Annotated in this window: 16 protein-coding genes and 1 tRNA gene; 7 read left to right on the plus strand and 10 right to left on the minus strand. The window is 41.2% G+C overall.

Translation table 11 applies throughout. The annotated features are described in order from the left end of the window. The 4 genes from UF75_RS18880 to UF75_RS18895 form a co-directional block, all read right to left on the minus strand. Nucleotides 1-287: MFS transporter (locus UF75_RS18880; protein WP_045576119.1), on the minus strand; the 287-nt coding region annotated here is incomplete at its 3' end. Between the two features lie 409 nt (nt 288-696). After that, a complete protein-coding gene (locus UF75_RS18885) occupies nt 697-1,011 on the minus strand; it encodes a zinc-ribbon domain containing protein (RefSeq protein WP_045576120.1) in 315 nt (104 codons plus the stop codon). A gap of 166 nt (nt 1,012-1,177) precedes the next feature. Then, the gene (locus UF75_RS18890; RefSeq protein WP_282433825.1) at nt 1,178-2,179 is read right to left on the minus strand and encodes an asparaginase; all 1,002 of its coding nucleotides are present in this window, start codon (nt 2,177-2,179) and stop codon (nt 1,178-1,180) included. Continuing rightward, entirely contained in the window at nt 2,176-2,676 is a 501-nt protein-coding gene (locus UF75_RS18895) for an HD domain-containing protein (RefSeq protein ID WP_045576121.1), read from the minus strand. Before UF75_RS18895 ends, UF75_RS18890 begins: the two co-directional genes overlap by 4 nt. Before the next feature lie 109 nt (nt 2,677-2,785). Here UF75_RS18895 and UF75_RS18900 point away from each other — a divergent pair, with 109 nt between their 5' ends. The 3 genes from UF75_RS18900 to UF75_RS18910 all read left to right on the plus strand — a co-directional run bounded on the left by UF75_RS18900 (nt 2,786) and on the right by UF75_RS18910 (nt 5,421). Further along, complete coding sequence (locus UF75_RS18900; protein ID WP_045576122.1) at nt 2,786-3,769, plus strand: glycosyl hydrolase family 18 protein; 984 nt, start codon at nt 2,786-2,788, stop codon at nt 3,767-3,769. 155 nt (nt 3,770-3,924) lie between these two features. Next, nucleotides 3,925-4,200: a late competence development ComFB family protein gene (locus UF75_RS18905; protein ID WP_045576123.1), complete on the plus strand. Its 276-nt coding sequence runs from the start codon at nt 3,925-3,927 to the stop codon at nt 4,198-4,200. Nucleotides 4,201-4,746: 546 nt separating this feature from the next. Then, entirely contained in the window at nt 4,747-5,421 is a 675-nt protein-coding gene (locus UF75_RS18910; RefSeq protein ID WP_045576124.1) for a Crp/Fnr family transcriptional regulator, read from the plus strand. Here the strand turns inward: UF75_RS18910 and UF75_RS18915 are convergent. After that, complete coding sequence (locus UF75_RS18915; RefSeq protein ID WP_082075234.1) at nt 5,418-6,275, minus strand: hypothetical protein; 858 nt, start codon at nt 6,273-6,275, stop codon at nt 5,418-5,420. The two genes, UF75_RS18910 and UF75_RS18915, sit on opposite strands and share 4 nt — an antisense overlap. Before the next feature lie 138 nt (nt 6,276-6,413). On the opposite strand from UF75_RS18915, the gene UF75_RS18920 reads away from it, so the two are divergent. Beyond that, complete coding sequence (locus UF75_RS18920; RefSeq protein WP_045576126.1) at nt 6,414-8,660, plus strand: DEAD/DEAH box helicase; 2,247 nt, start codon at nt 6,414-6,416, stop codon at nt 8,658-8,660. Nucleotides 8,661-8,795: 135 nt separating this feature from the next. Here UF75_RS18920 and rd read toward each other — a convergent pair whose 3' ends face one another. The 5 genes from rd to UF75_RS18940 form a co-directional block, all read right to left on the minus strand. Continuing rightward, the gene (gene rd, locus UF75_RS27485; RefSeq protein ID WP_082075235.1) at nt 8,796-8,954 is read right to left on the minus strand and encodes a rubredoxin; all 159 of its coding nucleotides are present in this window, start codon (nt 8,952-8,954) and stop codon (nt 8,796-8,798) included. A 175-nt stretch (nt 8,955-9,129) separates the two neighbouring features. Continuing rightward, a complete protein-coding gene (locus tag UF75_RS18925) occupies nt 9,130-9,618 on the minus strand; it encodes a hypothetical protein (protein WP_242860336.1) in 489 nt (162 codons plus the stop codon). An 11-nt stretch (nt 9,619-9,629) separates the two neighbouring features. Continuing rightward, the gene (locus UF75_RS18930; protein ID WP_045576127.1) at nt 9,630-10,322 is read right to left on the minus strand and encodes an HAD family hydrolase; all 693 of its coding nucleotides are present in this window, start codon (nt 10,320-10,322) and stop codon (nt 9,630-9,632) included. Nucleotides 10,323-11,039: 717 nt separating this feature from the next. Further along, nucleotides 11,040-13,205 (minus strand): L-lactate dehydrogenase (quinone) large subunit LdhH, encoded by a 2,166-nt coding sequence (gene ldhH / locus UF75_RS18935; protein ID WP_045576128.1) that lies wholly within the window; start codon nt 13,203-13,205, stop codon nt 11,040-11,042. After that, nucleotides 13,206-13,784: a lactate utilization protein gene (locus UF75_RS18940; RefSeq protein ID WP_045576129.1), complete on the minus strand. Its 579-nt coding sequence runs from the start codon at nt 13,782-13,784 to the stop codon at nt 13,206-13,208. Between the two features lie 514 nt (nt 13,785-14,298). Between UF75_RS18940 and UF75_RS18945 the strand changes: the two genes are divergently transcribed. The 3 genes from UF75_RS18945 (at nt 14,299) to UF75_RS18955 (ending at nt 15,636) form a co-directional block, all read left to right on the plus strand. Next, nucleotides 14,299-14,374: transfer RNA gene (locus UF75_RS18945), tRNA-Ala, on the plus strand. A 110-nt stretch (nt 14,375-14,484) separates the two neighbouring features. Further along, complete coding sequence (locus tag UF75_RS18950; protein ID WP_045576130.1) at nt 14,485-15,264, plus strand: hypothetical protein; 780 nt, start codon at nt 14,485-14,487, stop codon at nt 15,262-15,264. Between the two features lie 177 nt (nt 15,265-15,441). After that, nucleotides 15,442-15,636: a hypothetical protein gene (locus UF75_RS18955; RefSeq protein ID WP_045576131.1), complete on the plus strand. Its 195-nt coding sequence runs from the start codon at nt 15,442-15,444 to the stop codon at nt 15,634-15,636. Nucleotides 15,637-15,729 lie beyond the last annotated feature (93 nt).

Here is a 15,729-nt window from a genome sequence, read left to right on the forward strand (position 1 = left end):
CTGCGAAAGAAATAAACCCCTTGCCATAGGACAGGGAGAAACAGATAAGTGCAGTTAAAGCTAAAAGCCAGAAGAAGAAATTCCTTGTGTCTTCTTCGGCGATCAGCTTGTATTCCCCAGACAGCCTGAGCGAAAATACCAGCAAACGGTCCCACGGACATGAGAAAACCAATTTCAAGAGTATTTAAATTTGAATGAGCAAGAAATAATGGCAAAAAGGGAACATAAATTCCCACCGCAGCAAAATAAAAGATATAATACCCCGCCATCACAGAATCCCGTTTCATTTCAAGTCTCTCCTCTACATTCTGGCGCACTATAAAGAAAACTTGGCTGGCGCCCACGAAAACACTGTTTTTGCACGGATTACTCTTCTTGCAGACACTGTCTTCGCACGAATTAACCTTCTAGTTAGCCTTGGCGAAGGCGGCTGCCTTAGTTGCACTGGCCACGACGATAAGCGGATGAGCTTATCGCCACACTGCAACTCACTACGCATACTCCAGCAGTGTGGATTGGCCGAGTGTCCTGTAGCCAAGACTCGAACAAGGATGTTCGAGATTAGAGCGCCGCCATGGATGGCAAGGCGCCGTGATGGCGAGAAGGGACCTTCCAGAAAGTATCTTACGTAAGTTATACTTTTTGATCAGTACAAAAAAGGCTAGGGGTAATCCCTAGCCTTTTAATAATTATTTTCTAGTAACGACGCATAGATTGAAAGCAATCGCGGCAATACACAGGTTTTTCACCTGAAGGTTGAAACGGAACTTCTGTCTCTACTCCACAACTTGCACATACTGCGGGAAACATTTGACGTTGTGGACGACTACCATTACTACCAAATCCACCGCCGTGGCCACCACCTGATTGTTGCTTACGGGCTTGGCGACACGCTGGACAACGAGTTGGATCATTTTCAAATCCTTTTTCAGCGTAAAAATCCTGTTCACCGGCCGTAAAAATAAATTCCTGACCGCAATCCCGACATGTTAGAGTTCTGTCCTGAGCCATACTAACTCCTCCTTATTAGGTGTTTCTTGTACGCATTGGATCCTCCGCAAATTATCATCCGTTGCACCAAATAAGGTCCGAAGTATGGATTCCAATTTTGATAGGCCCAAGTCTTAACAAGCACACGGTCAGTATAGCAGAGCACATGCTCAGAAGCAAACAAATTTTAATGAAAATTTACAATATCGACCGCTCCATTAGCAAGAATTTTCCTTAATTCCCTTTTCTCCATACCTTGAGCTAGTGCGATACTTAAAAATAAGCGAACTTTCTCAGTGGACAAATCTGCTGAAAACCAGGCTCCTACTCGTTCTAGATCAGCCCCACCACCCGGATATCCATAGACCGGTGCTGTTCGTCCAAATAAACAGCGCGAGGTGATAACGACCGGAACTCCTTTGGTGACAAGTTCAGATATCTCCTTCATCAATTGAGGTGGTAAGTTACCTCTTCCGAAGGCTTCAATGACCATGGCATCCATATTTTGGTGAGCTATCCTCAAAATTTCCGGAGACATACCCGTAAAAGCTTTACAAATTGCAACGTTAGCTAAGCTGTTTGGCACTCCAAGTTTAACCGTGGGTTCCGGTTTGCGATGCCAAATGACCTCCCCATTATCAATACTGCCTAGGGCCCCAATATCTCCAGAATCAAAAGCATCCACATGACTCGTATGGAGTTTACGCACATCCCGTGCAGCATGTATTTCCTCATTCAGAGCAATCACGACGCCACGATGATGGGCTCTGGGATCAAGGGCTATACGTAGAGCATTGAGTAAATTTCGAGGACCATCTGAATCACTCTCCGAAGCATCCCTCTGAGAAGCAGTAAGGATCACGGGCCTAGGGTCATTAATAGTAACATCTAGAAAATAGGCTGTTTCTTCAAGCGTATCCGTACCATGAGTAATAATTATCCCTCTCAATAAAGGATCTAAAAAATGCCGCTCGACCTCACTTGCTAATAATCTCATATGCATTGGATCAATATTACAACTGGCAACATTACTGAAATCGCAGACGACCCATTCAGCTACTTGTGAAAGACCGGGAAGGCTTTCTACAAGCTCAAGACCATTAACAGCAGGAACCACCTTTCCAGTCTCATCCTTACGCATGGCAATCGTTCCACCTGTAGCAATTAGAAGCACTTTTTCTTTTTTCACTGACCTAACCTCTCATTAAGACAACGAATTCCTAAGTCGCTTAATGCCTTCTTCAATCTAGCTATATGGTAGGGTTTTTGGCTATGCTCTCCATGCCAGTGACAATCTAAGAGATCGGCATCCTTGACGAGTTCCTCGAGTGGAGTTCCGATTTGTTCCTTCTTTGAATGGTTAACGACAGCCTGAACAATTAATTCTCTATTTTTCTCTGAATAGTTGCCCTCTGCTAAGAATCGACGGACTGGATCCCCTCCATTTAAAGCATGCTCTAACTGCTTTCCATTTTCCCAACGGCCAATGTCATGCAAAGCACACGCAAAAGCTGCTTGCTCTATGTCTATATTTCGTATTTCCGCCAACATACGACCGATTTGCGCACAGCTTGTCGCGTGAGCTTTTTCCCATATAATCGGGTAATCTCGTTCAACCGTAGGCACATCCCAATGATCCAATGTGTCATAAATCCTTTGCAAATCCTTAATAAAATTCCAATTCATGGCTGATCCCTCCATTTTACTTATTTTACCATAATAAAAAAGAAAATTAATTCTCGTTCTTCTCATATCTTATCCTAAGAGTATTTGCAACATGAGGAGGAGGTCTGTATTGAATTCAAATTGGACGCCCACTGCACAACGTCTTATCAACAAACGCCAATGGATACTCGGATACTATTCTGAGGACTACGAAGGCGATTTTCGCGCACTTGAAACACTACGACAACAAGGCTCTCACTTAGATGTGTATGCCGACTTTGCTTATCAACTTCAACCAGATGGTCGTTTCATCGGTCAGATTAACAAGCAAGTCCTTCAAGGAGCTATAGAACAAGGTACCGCGCCCCTTATTCTGTTCCATAATTTTAACGGAAAAATCTTTGATCCTCTCCCCTTGCGTTCTGTGTTATCTTCAACCGCCTCCCAGCGAAATTGTATACGTCATATGATTAACCTACTTCCGCAAACTATAGCAGGAGTGCATGTCGATTTTGAGGGTGTTGAAGCCTCTTACCGTATCCCCTTCCTTTCCTTTCTAGAATCTCTAAAAGCTACATTACATGATCGTGGCTTACTATTAACGATTGCTATCCCTGCAAAACGCTTAGAGTGGGAGGCTCCCGGCTATGACTTTGCTGGGATTGGAAGGTTATGTGATTCAATTACCCTTATGACCTATGATGAGCACTACTCAGGTGGGTCTCCTGGTCCGATCTCCAGTCTCCCTTGGATGACTCAAGCACTGGATTACGCCATCCGCTATATTCCTAATGAAAACTTATTATTAGGCATTCCTGCCTATGGATACGATTGGTCCAATGATGAACCAACTAGCCTTGTCCCGATGCGTGATATTCCCGAGTTAGTCTCTCAGACTAACGCACGAGTTCTTTGGTCCGACCAAGCCGTAGAACCTTACTTTTATTATTGGCGAGGACGTGCAAGACATACTGTATGGTATGAGAATGAACTTTCTGCCAAGATTCGTCTCGGTTTTGTCAAGAGTTACCGATTGCGGGGGATTGCCATTTGGCGCCTCGGCTATGAAACAACCCGTTTCTGGCAAGAAATCACCCTTAAACTAAAACGTTAATCTTGTCCGGAAAAGCCCTTCAATTATTTGTAAATAAAAATAGTTGAAGGGCTTTGACTTGCAATTAGCATCTGGTCAATAAAAGATACTTGTTCTTTAATCGATAAACCCTTATTATTGGTGTTATCAATACGATAAAGGAGATGATAAAATCGATGTATGAACTAAAAAACTATTCAGAAATAGTTGTCCAACTAGCACTACATAATTACCTGCTTAATAATCAACTTTCATGTTCCTGTGAACGCTGTCAGGCTGATATTATGGCACTTGCTTTAAATCGTTTGCCAGCACGCTACTATGTTTCTTTACGTGGAGAAATTATGACACAATGGGAATCCCAGGCGCTTCCTGACCAAGCACGCATAATGTCGGAAGTAGTACGCGCCGCACAACAAGTGGATGCTACACCGTCACACCCACTAGATTAACCCTACGTAAAAACAGAGTTAATGTTATATTTAATTATTTGGATATCTTCTGTAACAATTTAGACCGCATTAAGGATGATGATCACGGCCAATACAGCTACGAAAAATAATGTAATGACCCTAAAAGGAGAGTTAATGACCGATACTATCCGAACTGGTGTCACTTCAATCTCAATCATACCCTACCTCCTCTCTCTTTCTTAGTGTATGGTCCTATCTAACCTATTGTTAAAGAAAACTTGGCTGGCGCCCACGAAAACACTGTTTTTGCACGGATTACTCTTCTTGCAGACACTGTCTTCGCACGTGTTAGCTTAGCGGAGCGAAGACACTGTCTTCGCACGAATTAACCTTCTAGTTAACCTTGGCGAAGGCGGCCGCCTTAGTTGCTAGTATAAAATAAGGAGGCCAAAAGGTCTCCTGATTTATATTGCTCGTGATTTATATTGCTCGAATTGTCACTGAATATTGTCTATTATAGCACGTTTGCATGACTCGTAAAAATGGATTTAAAAGAAACTCAAGACTAGAAATGAGGTTTTCTTTGTGCTTAGCCCTGAACAACTTCTCCGTTTTTCTCTATTTTCATCCTTAAACCCTAATGATGTTGCCCCTCTTCTTCCACATTTAGTTGAACGTCGTTACCGACGAGGGCAACTGTTATTTGTAGAGGGAGAGATTGGTTCTTCTGTTTATTTTGTGCTTTCTGGGCAAGTTAAACTCAGTAAATCAACCCCTGAAGGGGAAGAACAGATTCTTGATTGGTGTGGTCCCTATGATTGTTTCGCCGAGGTTTTACTTCTCGAAGCGGGCTCATACCCAGCAACTGCTGAAGTTCTGCAGGACAGTATCTTATTAGTTCTCCACAACGAAGTAATGCCCCAAATTCTCGAATCGAGCCCTGTGCTCTCAATAGCTCTCATTCGTACCTTAAGCAGACGCTTAAGACTAGCCCAGGAGTTTATCCGTATTTTAACCAATCGCTCAACTGCGGGAATTCTAGCGGCCCTTTTCCTTCGTCTAGCACGACCAGCACTAAGCCCTGGACAACCTATTTTTGTAGATGCCTCTCTAACCCATCGGGATTTAGCCAGTATGATTGGGACTTCACGTGAATGCGTTAACCGATCTATCAACAACTGGAAACGGTCTGGAATTATAAAGCTTGTTGACGATCGATTAGAAATCATAAAGCCTAACGAATTAGCAGACTGGCCTTAACTAAACACCACACTATTCGTACTATCTGGTGGTTCTAGTTGATTTATGATTCGCCAACAATCTTCCCAGTTAATGTTCGACTGACGACGCCAAAAAACCATTGCTGCACGGGTTTTTTCACATCCCCGTTCATTCAGCATACTTTGGTTTGGTATTCTACCACCCCAAGCTTTAACCCATTCCTGATAACATTGGATCAATTCCGTAGATTGGCTTCTTAGATATCGAATCGTGTAAATACTGGTTAACCAATGAATTACTTTTTCTTCACCCTCCCTAGCATATACTTGCCCATCTAAATCAAGACCGGCAATCAATAAAAGTAAGAATAGGAAGTGAACGCGCACAGCCTGCCGCAAAGTATCTGGATTAATTTGAAATAGTTCTGAAAACCTGCCAAGAGGCTTGAGAAAGATTTTAACAGCTGGATCTCTGTAGGTACATATTCCAAAAGCACCTAATGGGATTGGATAAATGTCATCCAATCCGCTTCCCTGCAATTGCTCCACTAACTCTCGCTCAGCATGTGCCAAGCGCTGCTCTTTAAGTAAAAGTTGCTCGGCCGTGTCTTTCAAGAAGGATTCCGCTTCTCTGGGACGCTCAGGAAGAGAGTCTGCCCATTCACGTAACCGAGAGCGTCGAGGCATGAGAATATCAATGATCGACCCAGTCTCTTGATGCAATACCTTGAAACCTTGACGCACGCGATCAGGATCACGATATAATCCCCGCATCAAGGTTTCAGCTACTGGAGGAATTTCCATAGATTCCTCAAACCGTATGATTACTTCTCCATTTCGTTCTGGGAACTTTAGTCCCATAGCCCTTTCAATCTCTAATCGTATCGAAGACAATTTGATCCCCCCTAGCCTTGTCTCTTGTTTCATCCTATGGATTCAAGAGATCATTCAGACCATATCTCCCCTAAATTTGACCATTATTGATTGCTTTGTTAAAATTAGTAAAATGACATCAGAAACGAGCTGACTACTATGTCTAATCGCACTTATCACGAACTTACTTTAGATCCTTTTCAGGAAGAAGCTCTTGATGCTATTGATGCCGGAAAATCCGTCATCGTTGCTGCACCCACTGGTACAGGGAAAACCCTCGTAGCAGATTATTTAATCGAAAAATCCATGAAAGAACACTTAAGAGTGATCTATACGGCACCTATTAAAGCACTCAGTAATCAGAAATTTAGAGACTTCAAAAAACAGTTTGGCGAAGAAGCAGTAGGCATCATGACTGGGGATGTCGTCCTAAATCCAACTGCTCCACTACTCATAATGACAACGGAAGTCTTTCGCAACCAAGTCATTACCGAAGACCCTGCTCTAGAATTTGTATCTCATATTGTCTTTGATGAAATCCACTGGTTAAATGACGAGGAGCGGGGCACCGTTTGGGAAGAGTCCATTATTCTGGCACCTTTAAAAATGAAGATTCTCGGCTTGAGTGCAACCATCGCCAATGCTAAACACCTAGTGGATTGGATCGAATCCATCCGACATGAAGAGGTAGCTTTAATTGAAGAACATAATCGTGTAGTACCCTTAGAGTATTATTACTACACCAAAGACACTGGCCTAGTAGACTATGACCAACTATGGCGATACTATCGTCGAAAACTCAAAGACCGTATCAATGATGAAAATCCTTTTGGCCCAACCACTCATTTAGACCTCATTCGCACAATTCAGCGTGAACATCTCCCAGCACTTTTCTTTGTTTTTAGCCGCAAACAATGTGCCTTAAAAGCTATGGAATTAGCGACCATCGCTAATTACCTCAAGGCAAGCGAACGTCGAACTGTCGAGGAGAAATTTCTGCAGAACTTTGGACCAGAAGATGACTGGTCTTCTTCGACAAGACAACTCAGGCGGTTATGTTCAAAGGGAATCGCCTATCATCATGCAGGGTTACTCCCCTCACAAAAGGTCATCGTTGAAGAACTTTTTTTAGAACGACTCATAAAAGTGCTCTACTGCACAGAAACCTTTAGTGTTGGGATTAATTATCCCGTTAAAGCGGTCTGTTTCGATTCCTTAAACAAGTATGATGGGCGAAACTTTCGACCGCTGGCCAATCATGAGTTTTTTCAAATGTCTGGTCGGGCAGGACGACGCGGCCTCGATGAAAAAGGCTTCTCGTTTGCCCTTGTCGACCTAGCCTATATGGAGAAAAGTCCACCCCCTAAATTCCAGTTAAATCGTCTTGAACCCCTTACCAGTCAATTTAGACTAACCTACAATACTGTTCTCAATCTCACAGCAACCTTAACCCAAGCTCAAATTGAAATCTACTTTCAAAAGAGCTTTGCTGCCTATAGCTACCGTCTAAGTTCTGATTCCCTGCACACTGAGTTAGCCCAGATTCAGCAACAACTCAATGGAGCACAACATCTCTGCGAAGAGGTTGGAACCTTCCAGTGTCCACTTAAACATCATCCTAAACGTCAGGAACTAGAGAGGCTAAAGAAAACGTTTAAAGCCTTAGGACCCCGAAAACAGTCTCGAGTGTACGGACGTGAAATGGCCCGAAAAATTCGCAGCTGGGAAAAGCTCTTATCTCAATCTCCCAAGAGTTGCCCAATCCAAAAGCAAGAAAACTGCCAAACTCAAAGCAAAGCCTACCTCTCGATAAAGCAACAACAACAAGACATCCAAAAAGCACTAGACGCACTACCTGAAGAAAATGCCTTTCTACAAGAATTTGAATACAAAAAAAACCATCTGCGCCAGTTAGGGTATATGCGTGGAGATGAGCTTTTACCGCGTGGAACTTCGGCCAGTCGTATTTATGTCCAAGAACTCCTAGTAACTGAGCTAATTTACTCAGATGTTTTCCCGCAACTTGATGATGACCAGCTCAATGCCCTGCTGTCCAGTATAGATTTCGAAGCAAGAAAAAACGATATGTTTCATAGGTCTGCAGTTTTTGATTCTACACCCGTCAAAGAACTTGTAGACTACCTTCAAAGTGTTTGTGGGCAAGACTCAGTAAGATATGACCCCAGAGTCGCTGGAATCACCTATGCTTGGAGCCAAGGCAGTACATTTGTGGAAGTTCAAGCATTATGCAACTTAGACGAAGGAGACATTATTAGCGTTTTCCGACGCACTATTGATCTCATGCGCCAAATGCGTGAGGCCGTAAGCGATACGACCCTACGAAATCGCCTAAAAGGTTGCATGGAAAAACTGGATCGTGATGAAGCAGCAATCATGGAACTATAAGTATTCAAACAGCATTAAAAAGGGACTGTGGCAAACTCAATTTTATTTGCCACAGTCCCTTTAACCTGTTAAGTAATCCACTGACATAGTCGGTTTATCAATCATAATTGTCAAGCTAATTATCAGAATAGAGTCTTACTCTGCTTCAAACATATCTTTGCTTACGCCACAAAGTGGGCAAACCCAATCTTCCGGGAGATCTTCAAAAGCAGTACCCGGTGCTATTCCGGAATCAGTGTCCCCAACCTCAGGATCATAAACATAACCGCAAGCAGAACAAACATATTTTTTCATTAAAAAAACCTCCAATTATTTTTATTAATCAACTATAGATTGATTTATTCTAGCATTCTTTGGTCAATTTCGCCAATAAATTCCCATAAAGTTTTAAATAAAGACCCACTTCTTAGTGGTCCATCGTTAAACTTCAGATGGGATAGAGTTTTTCTGTCTGTAATATATCCCCAATTCATCTTAAGGAACCGCTTTCAAAGGAAATCCTATAATTTTTTAATACATAGCCTCGGAAATCCGCTACACAATGGCAAGGTTCATGGTGATCACAAAAACCCACCTCGAGCTTGCCAATTAAATGATGGTGCAATACATAGACATTAATGTATAAATGGCTCGCTCGCTCGTTAACAACGAGATAATATCTTAAGGCAAAAAAGAAAAGAATAAAAATAACCAAACTTATCCATACTCCGACTTTTGGCAAGAACCAAGGCATAATTAAGGCAAATAACCCTAAGAATAATACAAGGATCGACCCTATCATGACTTGAAGTTTAGCAAGCCTCCAATCATTATAACGGCCTAGAAATTCATAGAATAATGGAGCTATACGGACAGATGGAAACGCTTGGTCTAGCCTTTCACTCGTTTTACATTGTGCGAACTGGCAAGAACCCACCAACGTTGATCCTTCCTTTCTTACTACAGTCGATGTAATCAAAACATCCTCCACTACAAGCTCCCTAGACTAATGTATCGAAGGAGATCGTCAAGTTGTCCAACAAAATCTGACTGGACCTCAGAACTTTGCTCCCCAATAAAAAACACTTTCATTCCCAGTTCTTGACATACAAAATCTTTGGGATCCTTACTAACCAACAGACAGCTTTCCGGTCCAACTCCAAGACTATCTGCAATTTCGCGATAGAACTCGATATGAGGTTTACAATAGTGTGAGGTATCTAAAGAGGAAATCACTTTAAAATGTTCCGGTTCGAGACCCATCCAGCGAATTTGTTCTTGCATAGCACTCAAAGGCATTATCAAATTCGATACCGCTGCCGTTAAAAAGCCTTGCTGAATTGCATACTCAACCACTTTAACCCCAAGCGGATTAACTTGAACTAAACATCTCAACGTGGGAAAATCCGAAGCATAAAACTCTTCAAAAATGGGTTTAAGGGTCTGAATCGACTGACCTGTTGCTTTACAAAAATCGTCAAAAAACGTCTGTATGTTAGTCTGACCTAGTTTTGGTTCCTTTTGAGTAACTTCCAATGACTTTAATAATTGTTTCGAAAATTTATCAGGCGGTAAAAGATGCGCAAATCGAGGCGCTAATATACCGAGGTAATTCTGCATAAATTCTGCAGAATCAATATTTGTCAAAGTTTTCTCTAAGTCAAAGAGAATGGCTTGAATCACGTCAATGTCCTCCTATTAAGACCTTAAACCCATCAAGCAATACAATGTTTCTAGCTTCTTTATATTATTCTCCCTTTTCTTCTGAATTCCTTCTAGAGTTAAAAGCTTATGCTTCAAGTCAATAATATCCCCAACTTCAGGAACTTAATCCACACTTCATAATCCGGTGTCTTAGAACTAATCTAATACTCTACTATAAATATCTATTCCGTATTAAGAGAAAAATGATCCCCAGGGATATTTCCCTCGAGGATCTCAAACTGTTCTCAGCTCTCGCAACGGCCCACTCTGTTTCCCAGAGGTGCGATCCCTGAGGATGTTCCTCCATATTGTGCTGCAGACTCATAAGGAGGACAATGTTCTTGATGAGGCTTCAGAAACAGGGTTCCATTAAAACCATAAAAACTCATATCTAAGCCCTTAAAAAAGTTACGCATCAATAATTCATTCTTACATCTTTATCATTCATCAATCGTCTAAATCGCCCTTTTTAAGTCTGTATATGAAAACTACGTTTTTACGAAATGGTTAGCCCCTTTCTCCCTCTCTAGCAACAACCTTTCTCCTTCAATGCGATTTCGCTCGCTTTCGTGGCAACACATTGCCATACACTTTGGATAAAAGGTTACCTGCTCACTTTATTTACATTCTAGGTAAACGTTGGGAATTCCTTGCTTGAAAAATGTATTTTTGACACTAAGATTGTTGAACTGACTACTATTTAGTTTTATTCTTTAGTTTTTTTCGTTTCTCTAAGAGGAGTTCTGCTGTATGAATAACCCTGATACCTGGGTTTCGCTTATCTAAACCCCCAGAGATTTGCATCAAACATCCTGGACAATCGACTACAACGACGTCAGCACCCGTCTCTTCAATATTATTAAGTTTACGCTCCAAGATAGGAGTTGATAACTCAGGAAACTTAATCGAATAGGAGCCTGCGAAACCACAACAACGATCAGATTCCTTCATCTCAATCAGTTGTACTCCAGAAGTATCACTTAATATTTTTCGAGGTTCAGCATAAACTCCCATGGATCGTTTTAGATGACAAGAATCATGGTACGTTACTTTTAAGGCTACTCCATCTCCCCCAGGTTTCAATCCACCCAAGTCCGATAACAATTTAGAGAAATCCTTTGACTTACTGCTCAACTCTTCAGCGCGAGCTGCCAACCCCGGATCATCCTGAAGCAACTCTTTGAAACTTTCTTTAAGTGCATGGGTACAGGTTGGACAGGCAGAAACCACGTAGTCAACCTTTTCAGCCTCTAAAGCCTCAATATTCATTATGGCACATTTACGAGCATTATTGCGGTCACCCATATAGGTAGCTGGTGCACCACAGCAGGATTGCCCTTCAGGAAAAACGACTTCATATCCTTTTTCATTGAGTGCAACAATAACTCCTTCTCCGATCTTCGGATAAACAAAATCGATCAGGCATCCAGCATAAAGGGCAATTTTGCCTTTTGGATTCTTCACATCTTGCTTAATGGTTTTGAAAATATCTCGGAAGGGTACCTTAGCTACGGCAGGTAAACTCTTTTTCTCAGTAAGACCCGAAAGAAACATAGGTAGATGACGAATGACTGGTTGTCCTTTGGTAAAAGGTTTTTGGGCAACGGATGCTACACGTAGTAACGAATGGAACAATCGGCGATTAGAAACCACATCGAGAGCGAATTTTTGAGTAAACGGTAGTCCTTCTTTTTCACCCATGCGATTTCTTATTTCCAAGATCATTTGTGGAATATCTAATTTACCTGGACATACTTCTGAACACTTACCGCATTGCAGACAAAGATTTTGAGGATTCTGTGCATCTTTTTCAGAATTGAGGAAGTTGGTTAAAATCGTTCCAATCCCGCCCGTATAAATATGTCCATAAACATGCCCTCCTACAAGTTGGAAGGCAGGGCAAACGTTGAGACAAGAGGCACAACGAATACATTGGAAGGTCTTTTTAAACTTCTCATCGTTATACATCTTTCGACGACCATTGTCCATTAAAATGATGTGGAATTCCTTATCTTTAACCGTACCATCGGAATAATAAGCAGGTGTTGGACCCGTTACCATACTTACATAACTCGTAATTTGTTGACCCGTTGCACTCTTAGGAAGTGCTTGGAGGATATGGGTCGCATCTTCAAATTTAGGAACAAGCTTTTCGATACCGACTAAAAAAACATGGACAGGGGGCAGCGTTGACGTTAGGCGTCCATTACCTTCATTAGTAAGCATTATTAAAGTTCCTGTCTCTGCAATAGCCATATTTGCTCCAGAAATCCCCATATCGGCTTCAAGAAATGATTTACGGAGTTCTTCACGAGCGGTTTTCACAAGCTCAGCAATTACAGGTTGGTTCAACTTGTGTAAATGCCCTGAAAAAATATGAGCAACCTCTTCTTTTGTGAGGTGGATGGCTGGCAAAACCATGTGGGAAGGGTGTTGACCTGCAAGCTGTACAATCCACTCCCCTAAGTCAGTTTCCTGAACACTGATTCCTGCAGATATTAACGTTTGGTTTAATAGAATTTCTTCCGAAACCATCGACTTTGACTTAACAATTTTCTTCACGTCACGACGTTGAGCTAACTCAAGAATATATTGTTTAGCATCCTCACCCGTTGAAGCACGGAAGACTTTTGCTCCCCGTGCAGTAGCAGACTGCTCGAACTGATCGATCATCTCTTCCAAATGACTAGCTGCATATGACTTTACTTCCGCAATATTGTCACTAATTGACTTAAAATCATACCCTTCATACGCTTTGGCACGAGAAATAGTATAAGCATCTCCAAAACGACCCAACGCTCCACGCAAAACATCATTGCCAAGTGCCTCAGAAATTTTCTTCTTAAATTGTTTATCAGCCAATTAAATCACTTCCTCTACTTGCTCATCGACAAAGACCACCACAAGTTGTTTTGGGCCATGTACCCCTATCGTCAAAACACGTTCAATATCTGAGGTTCTACTGGGTCCTGTGATAAACCCCACAAACCCTGGTATTTGAGGAAGTTGATGAAGTATCGCCATCGTTTCTTTTAAGGTTGTTATAAGTGCTGACGTCGAAACTAGGGCAATGTGAATAGGAACAAGGGTAGAGCACAAGCGCTGATTAACATTAGCATCTGCATCTGCCTGAACTAGCGTTCCTGATTCAGCGATGGCGTAGTTCACTTGAGTAATACCTGCATCGGCTGTCGGAGTTACTTCTCGAAAATGATCCGTATATACCGTAATGCCGGCACTTTGAATCTGGTATGTAATATTTCCTTTATCTAAAATAGGGGCCTTTAAAAGTGCTACATTTCTGATGCCTTTTTCAAGCATCACATTGCAAATAAGTTCACCAGCCTCGCTTGCTGTTCCGACTCGATAACATTCTCCGGACACTCCTTCTAATTTAGCTTTAAATCGTTCATATAACTCAGTTAAGTGGTCAATTCTCATCTAAATCTTCCCTCCCATTATCTATCAGGCTATCTGAGATTAATTTCAATTCTCATTAATCCTTACTAAGTGGTCAGACCATCATACCGCCTTATGATATAATTCTATGATAAACTTACTTAAAATACAATATCTATTGTATTAAAATTTTCAATATTGTAATTAGATTTATTTGCCTACCAAAAACCCAGGCGAAGAATCCTCATATTTAAAGGCCATGAGAAATTTCATGCAATTAATAAATCCAAAAATCTCCTAGAATTTACTCATTGATTTTCGACAAAATTTGCGTTATCGTTTAAATAAGTAAAGTCTAGTAGTAGATTCACTAGACCTTGCGCATTGAGGATTTCCGGACGCGGAAATCCTCAAACTATTTAAACGCTGGTTTTTATTGTTGTTCCACGTTCACCCACTTCAATAAGTGGGTGAACGTGTTTGCTTTTTCACTTTTCGTGGTAATTTACCGATTTCACTTGTAATTATTATTCATTAGATTATAATAATAGTAATTGGGGGTATAGCTCAGCTGGGAGAGCGCTAGATTCGCATTTTAGAGGCCAGCGGTTCGATCCCGCTTACCTCCACCAAGAAGTTAACATCATAACGATGTTTTAATGAGCATTCCGCTTAGGAATGCTCATTTTGTTTCTGTTCTAATTACCTCCTATTTATCGTATTAATAACCAGGGGGGATAGGATGAGCAGAGTACAATACGATCGAGAAATACTTTATGTACAAAAACTATGTTTTTTCATGTTCTTATTGACGGTCACTATGATTGCTACGGCTATTACCGTCTGGCGTTTTAACCTTTATTATGCTCTTTGGGTTTTTGTTGTGGGTCTGAACCTTTCTTATGTAGCCATGCTTAAGAAAAAAAGCTTTAACCCTCCAGAAAAGAAAATAACTGCTCAACGAATGGCTCATGCCATTTCTCAAGACACCAGTCCCTTGTCGATAGCTCGTTTTGCGAGTCAATTATATTACTACTTTCAAGAAACAGCACAGGCGATAACTCTTTTGGAAAAATTTCTCCCCTCACACGATCCCTTGCTCTGCACAACACTGGGAGACATCCTTCTTAAAGAGGGCAAAGCTAAACGCGCGCTTTATGTTTTGCGTGAAAATCCTTATTCATTAGTAAACCCACTTCTACTTTCGACACAAGGGCAAGTTCTGAAACAAATCGGCAAAATCCCAGAAGCAGCCAAAATGTTTGAACGAAGCCTGAATCTCGCGAAACAAAATGGATTTCCCCATAGTGGTGCCTCGTGGATAACTCAAAAAATGCTAACTCTTAGTTATAAATCCAGTATTCACCATTCTCTTGCAGATTGTTATGTCATTCTAGATAATTTTCCCGAGGCAAAACGACACTATCGGGCTGGAAACCACCTTCTTCTAGATTGTACTTTATGGCGTCATTGCCCGCCAGTTGACATAGATTCTGCAAAATACCACAAAAGTTCTAATTAGTTCATCATTCTTTTCCATTTTGTCTCCAATCTATTTTCTCTATTCCAACAGCTTTTTCAAAGCCTTTTGATTATAATAATCGTAAAGATATATATTCTTGCAAAATAGTATTATTATTAACTAACTTTGAATAAGTTCTTCTCTAACTTTGCATTGTTTTGAAATGGAGGGTGAAAAATGTTGTCAACTCATGCTGAAGAAGTTCTGGGGTTTATTCGTGATTTTGAACAATCTTCTCGTGATTATCTTATATCCAAGGGCTTGAGTGAGTACGAGATGACTAACGCTTATCTCGATCTCCAATGGAATTTCCTCCATACAATCCTTAAACAACGTTATACGTTTACCTCAAACTCTATTAATCTCTCATAAACTTCATAAAACTCTGATACAGACAAATAACAACCATCACCCCCTCAATTTACCTAGCGACATATATAGGTATTTTAAGGGGGTTACTTTTTC

Origin of the sequence: Desulfosporosinus sp. I2 (assembly GCF_000960765.1) — a bacterium.
Taxonomy (GTDB): Bacteria; Bacillota; Desulfitobacteriia; order Desulfitobacteriales; family Desulfitobacteriaceae; genus Desulfosporosinus.